The 12,967-nt window shown below is 69.6% G+C and carries 12 protein-coding genes; 4 read left to right on the forward strand and 8 right to left on the reverse strand.

All coding sequences use genetic code 11. The features are described 5' to 3' along the window. Positions 1-46: 46 nt before the first annotated feature. On the reverse strand, positions 47-1,060 hold the full coding sequence (locus OHS16_RS03785) for a LacI family DNA-binding transcriptional regulator (RefSeq protein ID WP_328535713.1): 1,014 nt from the start codon (positions 1,058-1,060) through the stop codon (positions 47-49). 246 nt (positions 1,061-1,306) lie between these two features. Here OHS16_RS03785 and OHS16_RS03790 point away from each other — a divergent pair, with 246 nt between their 5' ends. From OHS16_RS03790 to OHS16_RS03805, 4 genes are all read left to right on the forward strand, one after another. Next, positions 1,307-1,723: an SsgA family sporulation/cell division regulator gene (locus tag OHS16_RS03790; RefSeq protein WP_328535714.1), complete on the forward strand. Its 417-nt coding sequence runs from the start codon at positions 1,307-1,309 to the stop codon at positions 1,721-1,723. Between the two features lie 255 nt (positions 1,724-1,978). Continuing rightward, entirely contained in the window at positions 1,979-3,610 is a 1,632-nt protein-coding gene (locus OHS16_RS03795) for an ABC-F family ATP-binding cassette domain-containing protein (RefSeq protein ID WP_328535715.1), read from the forward strand. Between the two features lie 86 nt (positions 3,611-3,696). Then, positions 3,697-4,473: a dimethylargininase gene (gene ddaH / locus OHS16_RS03800; protein ID WP_328535716.1), complete on the forward strand. Its 777-nt coding sequence runs from the start codon at positions 3,697-3,699 to the stop codon at positions 4,471-4,473. A gap of 115 nt (positions 4,474-4,588) precedes the next feature. Then, positions 4,589-5,569, forward strand: coding sequence for an acyl-ACP desaturase (locus OHS16_RS03805; protein WP_328535717.1), 981 nt, complete (start codon positions 4,589-4,591; stop codon positions 5,567-5,569). 198 nt (positions 5,570-5,767) lie between these two features. Here OHS16_RS03805 and OHS16_RS03810 read toward each other — a convergent pair whose 3' ends face one another. The 7 genes from OHS16_RS03810 to OHS16_RS03840 all read right to left on the reverse strand — a co-directional run bounded on the left by OHS16_RS03810 (position 5,768) and on the right by OHS16_RS03840 (position 12,960). Then, positions 5,768-7,360: a GMC family oxidoreductase gene (locus OHS16_RS03810; protein WP_328535718.1), complete on the reverse strand. Its 1,593-nt coding sequence runs from the start codon at positions 7,358-7,360 to the stop codon at positions 5,768-5,770. Between the two features lie 78 nt (positions 7,361-7,438). Then, positions 7,439-7,684, reverse strand: coding sequence for a WhiB family transcriptional regulator (locus OHS16_RS03815; RefSeq protein ID WP_328535719.1), 246 nt, complete (start codon positions 7,682-7,684; stop codon positions 7,439-7,441). A 102-nt stretch (positions 7,685-7,786) separates the two neighbouring features. Further along, on the reverse strand, positions 7,787-8,554 hold the full coding sequence (locus tag OHS16_RS03820; protein WP_328535720.1) for a VOC family protein: 768 nt from the start codon (positions 8,552-8,554) through the stop codon (positions 7,787-7,789). Positions 8,555-8,771: 217 nt separating this feature from the next. Then, a complete protein-coding gene (locus tag OHS16_RS03825) occupies positions 8,772-10,202 on the reverse strand; it encodes a gamma-aminobutyraldehyde dehydrogenase (protein ID WP_328535721.1) in 1,431 nt (476 codons plus the stop codon). 182 nt (positions 10,203-10,384) lie between these two features. Next, complete coding sequence (locus tag OHS16_RS03830) at positions 10,385-11,605, reverse strand: lytic transglycosylase domain-containing protein (protein WP_328535722.1); 1,221 nt, start codon at positions 11,603-11,605, stop codon at positions 10,385-10,387. A gap of 15 nt (positions 11,606-11,620) precedes the next feature. Then, positions 11,621-12,403: a hypothetical protein gene (locus OHS16_RS03835; protein ID WP_328535723.1), complete on the reverse strand. Its 783-nt coding sequence runs from the start codon at positions 12,401-12,403 to the stop codon at positions 11,621-11,623. A 29-nt stretch (positions 12,404-12,432) separates the two neighbouring features. Next, positions 12,433-12,960 (reverse strand): hypothetical protein, encoded by a 528-nt coding sequence (locus tag OHS16_RS03840; protein ID WP_328535724.1) that lies wholly within the window; start codon positions 12,958-12,960, stop codon positions 12,433-12,435. Positions 12,961-12,967 lie beyond the last annotated feature (7 nt).

Raw genomic sequence — 12,967 nt, forward strand, 5'->3', positions numbered from 1 at the left:
CGGCCCGCCCGTCCCGGCAGGCGGCCACGCCTCCCGCACCGGCCGCTCAGCCCGCCGCGGGCGCCGGGCCGGAACTGGCGCGGATGGTGAGCTCCGGCTTCAGCAGCTCGATTTCGTCCGCGGCCCGGCCCTGGAGCTTGGCGACGATCTGCTCGACGGCTCGTCTGCCCATCTCCTGGGCGGGAATGGCGACGGATGTGACGCTCACCGATGCCTGGACGGCGACCTGCTCGGGGCAGATCGCCACGACCGAGACATCCTCGGGGATCGCCCTGCCCTGTTGTCTGAGCAGATTGAGCAGCGGCTCGACCGCGGCCTCGTTCTGCACGATGAAGCCGGTGGTGCCGGGGCGTTCGTCGAAAATCCGCGCCAGGGTCCCCGCCATCGCCGCAAAGCCGCCCTCACAGGGCCGGTGCAGCACCCGTACGCCGAGATCACGGGCGCGCGAGCGGATCCCTTCCACGGTCCGTTCGGCGAAGCCGGTGTGCCGCTCATACACCGCGGCAGCCTCGCCGATCACCGCGAGCTCGCGGTGACCGAGGCCGGCCAGATGCTCCACACAGAGTGTGCCGGTGGCCGCGAAATCGAGATCCACGCAGGTGAGACCGGTCGTGTCGGCGGGCAGTCCGATAAGCACTCCCGGGCGTTCGGACTCACGCAGCAGGGGGAGTCGTTCGTCATGCAGCTGCACATCCATGAGGATCATGGCGTCCGCGAGCGAACTGCCGGCGATCCTCCGTACCGCTTCCGGGCCCTCCTCCCCCGTCAGCAGCAGGACGTCGAAGCCGTGCGCGCGGGCCGTGGTGGCCACGGCGATGGCGATCTCCATCATCACCGGCACATATATGTCGGTGCGCAGCGGCACCATCAGCGCGATGATGTTGGAGCGGCTGCTGGCGAGCGCGCGGGCACCCGCGTTGGGGTGGTAACCGAGCTCCCGGATGCTCAGCTCGACGCGTTCACGGGTGGGAGTGGAGATGGATCGTTTCCCGCTGAGAACGTAGCTCACCGTGCTGGCGGAGACTCCGGCGTGCCGGGCGACTTCGGCAAGGGTGACCATTCGGCTCTCCAAGAGACGATCAGCGAAGCGCTTCGAACATCAGTGTGCGTGTATGACATGCAACAGAATGCCGACACTAGACGTCCAGCCGTCCGCTGTCCAGGTAGGTGTCGAAGCGCTTCGACACCTCATGACGTCGGCGGAGTGACGGACATCACCCCTGCCGGGTGCACGGATGTGCGCGTGAGTTCGTCTCACCTTCCAGGAGCAGGCTTACCTGCCGAACCGTTTGGAGGGTGCCAGACCATGCCGTACGCCGTCGAACAAGCCGTCGAGGCTCGCCTGGTCGCGTCCGCACCCCGAATGGAGACCGTCCCCACCACCCTGCGCTACGACGTCAAGGACCCCTTCGCGGTCAGTGTGGACTTCCCGCCGCAGGCCACGCTCGAAGGCGTCGAGGTCTCCTGGGCCTTCGCCCGCGAGCTGCTGGCGGCCGGCGTCTCGGCACCGGCCGGTATGGGCGACGTACGGATCCGCCCGTTCGGCTACGAACGGACCGTCCTGGAGTTCCACGCCCGCGAGGGCATCGCGATGGTGCACATCCACACCGCCGAACTGCGCCACTTCCTCGAGAAGACCGAGGCACTCGTACCCGCCGGGCACGAACAGAGTGTCCTGGATCTCGACCGGAGCGTCGCCGAACTGCTGCGCGACGGCCGCTGACCGCACGGCACGGAAGTAAATAGGCTGGCAACCGCCCCGAGACGGTTCTACTCTGTGATGGCCCTGTTGTCGTTGATCGGAGTAGGACATTGCGCTACTGAGGTCTTGAGACACCGTGCCGTGCAGTGACCACACCTGCGCGCACCGCGTGTGACCTCGGTATTCGAGCTGTCCTCCCGGACCAGGGCGTTCGCTGCGCCCCGGCGGTGTCTCCACCCGTTGCCCCCTGCCGTTCCCAGCAACCGGGAGACCCGTATGTCAACCCATCCCTCCTCGCACATCTCCTGCACCGCGCTTTCCTTCTCCTGGCCGGACGGAACGTCCGTGTTCGAGGACTTCCAGCTCGCGGTCGGGGCGGGCCGCTCCGGTCTGATCGGGGTCAACGGCTCCGGCAAGTCGACACTGCTGAAGCTGATCGCCGGTGAGCTCGCCCCGTCAGCGGGAACGGTGCGCAGCACCGGCGTGATCGGGTACCTCCCGCAGAATCTGGTGCTCGACACCGGGCTCCGGGTGGACCAGGCCCTGGGTATCGCCCGCACGCGCGCCGCGCTGCACGCGATCGAGGCCGGCGATGTACGCGAGGAGCACTTCACCGCGGTCGGCGACGACTGGGACGTCGAGGAACGCGCACACGCCGTCCTCGGTCAGCTCGGGCTCGGCACCATCGGCCTGGACCGGACCGTGGGCGAGGTGTCGGGCGGTGAGTCCGTGCTGCTGCGGCTGGCCGCGTTGCTGCTGACCCGGCCGGACGTCCTCCTGCTCGACGAGCCGACCAACAACCTCGACCTGTACGCCCGCAGGCGGCTCTACTCGGCGGTCGACGGGTGGTCCGGAGTCATGATGGTGGTGAGCCACGACCGCGAACTTCTGGAAAGGGTCGACCAGATCGCCGATCTGCGCGACGGCGAGGTCCGCTGGTACGGCGGGAGGCTCTCGGCGTACGAGGAGGCGCTCGCCGTGGAGCGGGAGGCCGCCGAGCGCATGGTGCGGGTGGCCGAGGCCGATGTGCAGAAACAGAAACGTGAACTGGCCGAAGCGCAGATCAAACTGGCCCGCCGCAAGCGCTACGGACAGAAGATGTCGGACAACAAGCGTGAGCCGAAGATCGTGATGGGCGCACGCAAACGTGCCGCCCAGGAGTCCGCGGGAAAGCATCGCATCATGCACGCCGAGAAGCTCGGCGAGGCGAAGGACCGCCTCCACGAGGCGGTGGACGCGGTGCGGGACGACGACGAGATCAGGATCGAACTGCCGCACACCAGGGTGCATCCCGGCCGGAGCGTACTGACCCTGCGGGATCTCCGGTTGCCGTACGGGAATGGCCTCGAAGGGGAGTTCACCGTGCGCGGACCGGAGCGGATCGCTCTGGTCGGCCGCAACGGCGCGGGCAAGACGACGCTGCTGCGGACGATCGCGGGGCGGCTGGAGCCGGTATCGGGGGAGGCATTGGTCCATGTCCCGCTCCGGTTCCTTCCGCAGCGTCTCGATGTCCTCGACGATGCGCTGAGCGTGGTGGAGAACGTCGCGCGCAACGCGCCGGAGGCGAGCAACAACCTCATCCGGGCACGGCTCGCCCGCTTTCTGTTCAAGGGGACCCGCGCCGATCAGCCGGCCGGGACGCTGTCCGGCGGCGAGCGCTTCCGAGCGGCACTTGCCGCGCTGCTGCTCGCGGAGCCCGCGCCGCAGCTGCTGATGCTCGACGAGCCGACCAACAACCTGGACATGGCCAGTGTCCGGCAGCTCTCGGCCGCCCTCGAGTCGTACGAGGGGGCACTGATCGTGGCCGGTCACGATCAGCCGTTCCTGGAGTCGATCGGTATCACCCGGTGGCTGACGCTCGGCAGTGACCCGATGACGGTGACCGGAGGCGAGGAGGACCGGGGGTGACCGGGGATTCCGCTCGGCAGCGATGCGGGCCATGATGGGCGCGGCCTTCATGGCCGCTCGTGCCGCCCCGACCTGGAGACCTGTTCGTGCCCAGCAGAAGAGCTTTGATCCGCCGGCCGAGTCCGCGCCTCGCAGAAGGCCTGGTCACGCATATCGAGCGCACACCGGTCGACTACGCACTGGCCCTGGAACAGTGGGGCCGGTATGCGGAGGTCCTGCGCTCGAACGGCTGGGAGACTCTGGAAGCCGCGCCCGCCGAGGACTGTCCGGACGGCGTGTTCGTCGAGGACACCGTGGTGATGTTCCGGAACGTGGCGCTCATCGCCCGCTCGGGCGCGGAGTCCCGCAGACCGGAGACCATCGCGGTCGAACAGGCTCTGGCGGGGCTCGGCTGCTCGGTCAACTGGGTGTGGGAGCCGGGCACCCTGGACGGCGGCGATGTGCTCAAGATCGGCGACACGCTCTACGTGGGGCGCGGCGGCCGGACCAACGCGGCCGGCATCCAGCAGCTGCGAGCCGCCTTCGAGCCGCTCGGCGCGCGAGTCGTCGCCGTGCCCACGGCCAAGGTGCTGCATCTCAAATCGGCGGTCACCGCGCTGCCCGACGCCACCGTGATCGGGTACGAACCACTCGTGGACACGCCGTCGGTGTTTCCGGGGTTTCTGCCGGTGCCGGAGGAGTCGGGAGCACATGTGGTCCTGCTGGGGGGCGCCAAACTGCTGATGGCGGCCAGCGCACCGAAGACCGCCGAACTGTTCGCGGATCTGGGTTATGAACCGTGTCCGGTGGACATCAGCGAGTACGAGAAGCTCGAAGGCTGCGTGACTTGTCTCTCCGTACGCCTGCGTGACCTGTACGCATAACGGAGCGTAGCGGTACATTTCGGAAACGGGGGTTGGCGCAGCCTTACTGCCGCCTTAACCTACGGACACGTAACCTACGAATCCGTAGGTAACACTCCCGTCCCCAGGAGCACCCGTGACGATCACCTCTCCCCACCTCGGCAGTTCGGAAGCGTGGACCGACGCCCGACTGCTGTATGCGCTGGAAGAGGTGGTGGAGAAGGAACTCAACCGCCATCTCAAGGTCGCCAAGGACTGGATGCCGCACGAGTACGTGCCGTTCAGTGACGGCCGCAACTTCCCCGGTCTTTTCGACGACGGAAAGGCGTGGGAGCCGGAGCAGTCGAAGGTCACCGACATCGGCAAGACCGCGCTGGTCGTGAACCTGCTGACCGAGGACAACCTCCCCAGCTACCACCACGAGATCGCCTCCCTCTTCGGACGGGACGGTGCGTGGGGCACCTGGGTACACCGCTGGACCGCCGAGGAGGGCCGCCACGGCATCGTGATGCGGGACTACCTGCTGACCTCGCGGGCCGTCGACCCGGACAAGCTGGAGCAGTTCCGGATGGCGCACATGGCCGAGGGCTTCGAGTCGGACAACCGCCACTCGATGCTGCACTCCGTGGCGTATGTGGCCTTCCAGGAGCTCGCCACCCGCGTCTCGCACCGGAACACCGGCCACCAGTCCGGCGACCCCGTCTGCGACCGGATGCTGTCGCGTATCGCGACCGACGAGAACCTGCACATGGTCTTCTACCGCAATCTGCTCGGCGCGGCTTTCGAGATCGCCCCCGATCTGACCATGCAGTCGGTACGTGACGTGGTCGTCGACTTCCGGATGCCCGGCCACGGGATGCCCGGCTTCGAGCGGGCCGCCGCCCAGATGGCCATCGGTGAGATCTACAACATGCGGATCCACCACGACGACGTACTCCAGCCGGTACTGCGTTACCTCAAGGTCCTGGAGATCGAGGGTCTCGGCCCGGAGGGCCTGAAGGCGCAGGAAGAGCTGGGCCTGTACATGGGCGGCCTGGACGCGGAGGCCGCCAAGTTCGACGAGAAGCTGGCGGCCCGCAAGGCGCGGATGGCTGCCCGGCGCGCCGCCGCCTCGTAGGTATTCGCGAGTCTCCGCCGCCGGCGCCCCGCGCCGCCACTCGTATGCCGCCACCCCGGCGGGTGCCGCATCGCGGACATCGGCCGGGGTGGCGGCCCAGTGCTCCTGCGGGACAGCCCAGATGCCCTGCGGCGCCATGGCCTCTGCCCGGGTCCCTGGTGCCACCCCCTGCCCGCTGCGGCACGCGCTCGCACGCCGTCAGTGGCCGGCGTCCTCGCGGATCAGCTCGGCGGCCCGCTCCGCGATGGCGACGGTCGGTGCGTGAGTGTGCCCCCTGGTGATCGAGGGCATCACCGAGGCATCCACCACGCGCAGCCCGTCCACACCCCTCACCCGGAGCCGCGGATCCGTCACCGCTGCCGGGTCGGCGCCCATCCGGCAGGTGCCCACCGGGTGGTACAGCGTCTCCGCGCCCGACCGGATCGACTCGGCGAGACGGGCGTCGCCGACCGTGCCGGGATACGCCGCCATCGGCCCGTCGACGTGCTGCGCCAGCTCCGGGCCCGCGAACAGCTCCTCCGCCCTGCGTACCCCGGCGGTCAGACAGCGCAGATCTGCCGCCGATTCCAGATATCCGGGGTCGATGCGGGGACCGGATCCGGCATCCGGTCCCGACAGGGTGATCCGTCCCCTGCTCTGCGGCTGCAGCAGAACCACTCCGATGGTGACGCCGTGCTCCGTGGGCACCTCGAGCCCGTGATTGACAAAGGGAGCCGGGGCGAAGATCAGTTCGATGTCCGGCGCCGCCAGTCCGGGCGAGCTGCGCACGAAGGCCACGGCCTCGGCGATGTTCGAGGTGAGCGGACCCCGGCGGGTCAGCAGGAACCGGCCCAGGTTGGCGAGCGAGTCCGCGCCGGTGAGGGTGACCGGCCGTGGACAGTGCATCGTCACCGCGTACGCCAGATGGTCCTGGAGGTGACGGCCCACGTCGGGTGACGCGACGCGCACCTCGATATCCGACTCCCGCAGCAGGTCGGGGTCCCCGATGCCATTGCTCAGCAGCAGTTGCGGAGAGCCGATCGCGCCCGCGCTGAGAATCACTTCCCGCCCGGCCGTCAGCCTGCCGGCTGCCCCGGCGGCCACGACCCCGGTGGCCCGGACACCGTCGAACGTGATGCGGTGCACCGTGGCACCAGTGAAGACGTCGAGGTTCCTGCGACGCCTCGCCGGTTTCAGATACCCCGCCGCCGCACTCCAGCGGCGCCCGCCCCGCTGGTTGAGGGGTGTGACGGCGCAACCGCTGTGGTCGGGGGTGTTGAGCTCGGGAAGCTCAGGAAGCCCGGCGGCTGTGCATGCCTCGATGAAGGCGCCCGTCAGCGGATTCGGGTCCCGGGGCGGCGAGATATGGAGAGGGCCTCCGGTGCCGTAGACGGACCCGGCGGGGCGCGGGCCCGTCCAGTGTTCCGCGCGCCGGAAATAAGGGAGGAGCCTGTCGTAACCCCACTCCGGACCCGCCGCCTCACCCCATGCGTCGTAGTCATCACGGTGGCCGCGGACCCACATCATGGCGTTCATGGACGACGAGCCGCCGAGGGTACGGCCGCGCGGCCAGTACAGCTCGCGACCGCCGAGGGCCGCCTGCTTCACCGTGCTGAAGTCCCAGTCGTACGGCGACTTGAAGAGCTTGGGGAAGGCGGCCGGGATCCGGATCTCCGGCTTGCGGTCGCGGCCACCCGACTCGAGGAGCGCCACACGTACACCGGGATCCTCGGAGAGCCGGGCAGCGAGCACGCATCCCGCCGAACCGGCGCCCACGATCACATAGTCGTATGCAGTTCCGGTGCCACTCAACTTGCCTCCAGACGCTCGGCATGACGCAGCATCAGAATGGCGGTGATCGGATGCCGGCGCCAGAGGGCAACCCGGATATCAGCCCTGCCGACGTCTGAGACTGAGCCTCTCCTTCTCGGAGAGACCGCCCCAGACACCGAATCGCTCGTCCTTGGCGAGTGCGTACTCCAGGCAGGCCACTCGCTCCTCACAGATTCCGCAGAGTCTCTTCGCCTCGCGGGTGGAGCTGCCGGGATCAGGAAAGAAGAACTCCGGCCCCGTCTGGGCGCACAGAGCCCGCTCCTGCCAGGCGAGCTCAGGGTCGTTGATGATGGTGATCGACATGGGGAACACCCTGCCGTGCAGCGATCAATGTCCGTTCAACGAACGATGAACGGACGGTCCACCGGAGCTCGCCCCCATCCTGCGGCCGCCTCACACGGCGGGCTAGGCGTCCTTGATCAGGGCGAACGGGGCGCCCGATGGGTCTGCCGCTCTGGCGATACGGCCCACGCCGTCCAGGTCGACGGGCACCATCTGGACGCTGCCCCCCAACTGCCGCACCTTCGCCACCGCCACGTCGACATCGTCGGTCTCGAAGTAGGGCAGCCAGTACGGCTCCGCTTGCTCCCCCGCCCCCTCGGTCCGGACGAAGCCGGCGAAATTCGCCTCCTCGCCGGCGCCGGCCGGTGCGGCCATGGTGTAGACACCGCCTTGGAACGGCGCCGAGTTGATCTCCCAGCCGAAGACCGAACGGTAGAAGGCCGCTGCCGCGGGCACATCCGTGGTGTGGAGCTCCGCCCAGCAGAACGAGCCCGGGGCGTTGATCACGTCGAGGCCCTTGTGGTCCTTCGGCTCCCAGGTCGCGAAGCGCGCACCGGCCGGGTCGGTGAACCCGGTCATGCGGCCCAGCGAGCCGACGTCGTGCGGCCCGTACGCCAGGGTCCCGCCGGCCCGCTCGACGGCCTTCACCGTGGCGTCGGCGTCCGCTGTCTGGAAGTAGATCCCCCAGGCCGACGTGGCCTGCTCGACCTGCATCACCGCGCCGGCCTTTCTGCCGTCGAGCGTGTATGTGCCGTAGCCGCCGAACTTCTCCCCCGCGGACTCGAACTCCCAGCCGAAGAGAGCCCGGTAGAAGGCGTTGGCCCTGTCCCGGTCGGGGGTGCCGAGATCGATCCAGTTCGGTGAGCCTGCAACAAACGGCGTGCTGAGCATGGCGTGCTCCTCTGTCCGGGACCCGTTCACCTGTTTCGCGAGTCTTGCACCGGGCACTGACAGCCGGGCCAGGAGCCGGTGCCGCCGTACGACCGACCGGGTAGCCGGGTGACCCCATTGGCGTAGGGATCCCGCACCGCGGGCACGACCGGGACCGGATCCGGGAACACGGAGGCCCTCCCCCGGACGGGGAGGGCCTCCGGGCGGTCGGACCGGGTCAGAGTGCGGTCATCACGTGCTTGACACGTGTGTAGTCCTCGAACCCGTACGCGGAGAGGTCCTTGCCGTAGCCCGACAGCTTGAACCCGCCGTGCGGCATCTCCGCCGCAAGGGCCCCATGAGTGTTGATCCACACACAGCCGAAGTCCAGCCTCTTCGACATCCGCATGGCGCGGGCGTGGTCCTTGGTCCACACGGATGAGGCCAGCGCGAAGTCGACACCGTTCGCGTACTCCACCGCCTGGTCCTCCGTGGTGAAGGACTGGACGGTGATGACCGGGCCGAAGACCTCGTTCTGGATGATCTCGTCGTCCTGCCGGAGACCGGAGACAACGGTGGGCGCGTAGAAGTACCCCTGGTCACCGACCCGGTGGCCCCCGGCCTCGATCTTCGCGTGGCCGGGGAGGCGGTCGATGAATCCGGACACCTGGGACAACTGGCCCGCGTTGTTGAGCGGACCGTAGACCGTCCGGGGGTCCTCGGGAAGGCCGGTCACGGTCCCGGTCGCCGCCTTGACGAGCTCCGTCATGAACGCGTCGTGGACCGACTCGTGCACAAGCACCCGGGTCGCTGCCGTGCAGTCCTGTCCGGAGTTGAAGTAGCCGGCGGCAGCGATGCCTTCGGCAGCCCCGGCCAGATCCGCGTCGCCGAAGACGACGGCCGGCGCCTTGCCTCCCAGCTCCAGGTGGACCCGCTTGACGTCCTTGGCCGCCGAGGCGGCGACCTGCATGCCGGCCCTGACCGAGCCGGTGATCGCCGCCATCGCCGGGGTGGGGTGCTCGACCATCAGACGGCCCGTCTCACGGTCACCGCAGACCACGTTGAACACCCCTGCGGGGTGGCCGAGTTCGGCAAGCACCTCACCGATGATCCCGGCCACCAGGACGGTCGAGGCGGGGGTGGTGTCGGACGGCTTGAGCACCACGGTGTTGCCCGCCGCGAGGGCCGGGGCGAACTTCCACACCGCCATCATCAGCGGATAGTTCCACGGCGCGACCTGGGCGACGACACCCACCGGCTCACGCCGGATGATCGACGTCAGGCCCTCCAGGTACTCGCCGGCCGAACGGCCTTCCAGCAGCCGGGCCGCGCCCGCGAAGAAACGGATCTGGTCGACGACCGGCGGGATCTCGTCGTCCGCCATCTGCGCAAGGGGCTTGCCGGTGTCCCGGGACTCGGCAGTGATCAGCTCGGCCGCCCGGTCCTCGAAGACGTCGGCGACGCGCAGCAGAACCTTCTGCCGGGCGGCGGGGGTCGCGTCGCGCCACGCGGGGAACGCGGCGGCCGCGGCCTCCATGGCGGCGTCGACGTCCGCGGCGCCCGAGAGCGCGGAGGTGTCGTACACCTCGCCCGTGCAGGGGTCGATCACATCGAGAGTGCGGCCGTCGGCCGCCTCCCTGAATTCACCGTTGATGTAGTTGCGCAGCATGCCCACCAGACTCACCGAAACCCGGGTCCCCGTGACCGGACAATATGTAGCATCCGGCAGTGGCGCCCTGTACAGAGCGGCAGAGTGCGGCCGGGGCGGGCACGGCCCTGCTCCTCCGGGCCGGGATGGTGTCCGGTCCGGCCGCGTGCCCCGCGCGGCCGACGGGCGCTGCGGCAGCAGCGTCAGGGAGCCGTGGAATCCGCCGACGGGGTGCCGCTCTCCCCCGGGACGGGGACGCAGTCGTCGTCCGGGACACCGGTCGGACCCGGGTCCGGTGAAGCGGAAGCCGATGCGGACGGTGCCGGGCACTCCGGCGGAGTGCTGCTGGTGCCGGGTCCAGGCGATGACGAGGCCGACGGCTGCGACGAGGGGTCCGATGTCGGGGAGTCGCTCGGTCCTGCCGAAGCGCTGCCGGACGGGGTGGGCGTGGTTCCGCCGGCGGACGCGCTCGGGGAAGCACTGGCCGAAGGACTGCGGGAAGGGGCGGGGCCGATGACGATGCCGCCATCGCCGTGCCCGGCGTCGCCGTGCCCACTGTCGCGGGACGCGTCGTCCGGCTTGGCTGCCGGGCCTCCTGCCCCCGGGCTGGTGGGCAGCACCCCCTCACCGTCCGGGACTTCATGCGTTCCGTGCCGGTAGAAGGCGAGCCAGGAGAGCACCAGCCGCAGGTAGGCATCGGAATGGTTGTAGCTCAGGACCGCCCGGTCCAGGCCGCCCCGGGCTGCTAGATCCCTGTGGCCCGCACAGAGGTACTGTCCGGCAGCGAGCGCCGCGTCGAACACGTTGCTGGGGTCCTTGCGGCCGTCGCCGTTGCCGTCGGTCCCCCAGGTCGCCCAGGTGGACGGGATGAACTGCATGGGGCCGACCGCACGGTCGTACCTGGTGTCCCCGTCGTACGCCCCGCCGTCCGTGTCGGAGATGCGGGCGAAGCCCGCGCCGTCGAGGACCGGCCCGAGAATCGGCGAGAGAGTCGTGCCGTGCGCGTCGACCGCGCCACCGCGCGCCTGACCCGATTCGACCTTGCCGATCGCGGCGAGCACTTCCCACGGCAGGTGGCAGTCGCGGTCGCTGCGCCGCAGCTCCGCCTCCGCGTGCCGGTACGCGGCGAGCACGGTGGCAGGGATACCCGACTCCGCCCAGACGGGTCCGCTGCCGGCGGTGTCGGCGGGGGTGTGCGGTGCGGGCGGGGTGGCGAGGGGCGGGATCTCGGTGTGGTACGAGTCGTCGGTGGGTCCTTCGGCCTGCGCGGTGGTCCCGTCCGGCGACCGCATCCGCCCTTCGGCAGAAGCCCGGTGCTCGTGCCCGGCGAGCCCGGGCGCCTGGGAGGCGGTGAGCGCTGTCATCGCCGCGGCCGCCACCGCGCTGCCTGCCAGGCCTCGTCGTATCCGTCCCGCATATCTCATGAGCCACGCTCCTGGTCAGGCGAAGGTGTCGATGTTCGCGATCTTCCAGCTGCCGCCGGTCCGGACCGCGTCCACGGCGAACATCGCTCCCGCGTAAGCCGTCCGGTCGTCCTTGGCGGCGGTCCGGGTGTTGCTCTGGTCCGCGAAGACGAGCACTCTCGCCCGGTTGCCGTCGATGAGCTGCACGCCGCTCTCGGTGACCGTGGTGGTCAGGACGAGCTTCTGCTCGGCCGCCTGGGCTCGTACGTCCTTGAGCATGTCCCGGTGCTGTCGTACGGCCTTGCCGGTCAGGAGCGACTTCGCCGCCTTGTCGGCCTTGGCCGTGTCGGCGTAGTCGTAGGAGAACAGGGCATTGACGGCCTGCGTGACCTGGCCCTTGACCTCTGTCGTGCGGGCGACGTCGGTCAGCGCCGTGTTGTCCGCCGACGAGTTGTCCCGCAGATCGGCCGCATGCGTGCCCGCCCAGGCCGCGAAGGCCCCGAGCAGGACGGTGAGGACACACAGCGCCGCGGGCAACCGGGCTCCCCCGATGAGCCGCACCCGGCGCCCGGCGCCGCGCGCGTCGCCTTCCGGCTCCCCGGCATCCGGTCCTGCGGTTTCCGGACGGTCCGCAAGCTGCGCACGCTCCCTGCCCTTCAGCCGTCCCTCCCCCTTCATCGGCCTGTCGGGCTCCTTCCGAGGCCGTTCCGCCCCGGGCAGATCGCCGGCCGCCTGTGCCTCGCTGCTCGGCCGCACCCGCGCGGGCGCCACTGCGGCGAGACGCCGCTGACGGTTGATCAGGTGACGGGTCGTCGACATCTGTTCAGCTCCTCTCGGTGGTCGCGGGATCAGTCGGTCGCGGGGTCGCCGGCCGGCGCCTGGCCCAGAGCGCTGAGCTTCCAGCCCGCTGAAGTCCGGGTGAGCTCACCCTGCAACCGGCTCTCCTTGGCCACGGGTTTGCCCTTGTCCGGGGTGACGGTGATCCGCAGCGCCACCATCACCGCGGCCCTGCCCGCTCGCGCGTCCAGTTCGGTCACCGCGCCGGAGAGGACCTTCGCGGTGGACACCGTCTTCGCCTGCTGAATCTGCTTCTCGAACTGCCCACGTCCGTCCGCGAGTTGTTTGTGCAGGTCCCCGGTTGTCGAGGCCTCCCAGCTGTCGAGGCCCTGCGACAGGCGCCGGTGGTCGAGGGTGTTCACGTTCTGCACCGCCTGCTCCCCGGCGGCCAGTACCGTGTCCCGTGCGACGGCGTAGGAGGCCGAACCGTCATGTGCGGCGCCGTACCAGGACCAGCCGCCCCAGCCCGCGCATCCCACCGCCAGGACGGTCATCGCGATGGCCGTCGCCGTGAGTGGGTTCTTCGGTGTCCGTACCATGTTCGAT

It is taken from the genome of Streptomyces sp. NBC_00344 (assembly GCF_036088315.1).
Classification (GTDB): Bacteria; Actinomycetota; Actinomycetes; order Streptomycetales; family Streptomycetaceae; genus Streptomyces.

Excerpts from the sequence above, each read along its gene's own strand:
- OHS16_RS03785 (WP_328535713.1), bottom strand. The coding sequence starts at position 1,060 with ATGGTCACCCTTGCCGAAGTCGCCCGGCACGCCGGAGTCTCCGCCAGC.
- OHS16_RS03790 (WP_328535714.1), top strand. The coding sequence starts at position 1,307 with ATGCCGTACGCCGTCGAACAAGCCGTCGAGGCTCGCCTGGTCGCGTCC.
- OHS16_RS03795 (WP_328535715.1), top strand. The coding sequence starts at position 1,979 with ATGTCAACCCATCCCTCCTCGCACATCTCCTGCACCGCGCTTTCCTTC.
- OHS16_RS03815 (WP_328535719.1), bottom strand. The coding sequence starts at position 7,684 with ATGTCGATCACCATCATCAACGACCCTGAGCTCGCCTGGCAGGAGCGG.
- OHS16_RS03820 (WP_328535720.1), bottom strand. The coding sequence starts at position 8,554 with ATGCTCAGCACGCCGTTTGTTGCAGGCTCACCGAACTGGATCGATCTC.
- OHS16_RS03825 (WP_328535721.1), bottom strand. The coding sequence starts at position 10,202 with ATGCTGCGCAACTACATCAACGGTGAATTCAGGGAGGCGGCCGACGGC.
- OHS16_RS03830 (WP_328535722.1), bottom strand. The coding sequence starts at position 11,605 with ATGAGATATGCGGGACGGATACGACGAGGCCTGGCAGGCAGCGCGGTG.
- OHS16_RS03835 (WP_328535723.1), bottom strand. The coding sequence starts at position 12,403 with ATGTCGACGACCCGTCACCTGATCAACCGTCAGCGGCGTCTCGCCGCA.
- OHS16_RS03840 (WP_328535724.1), bottom strand. The coding sequence starts at position 12,960 with ATGGTACGGACACCGAAGAACCCACTCACGGCGACGGCCATCGCGATG.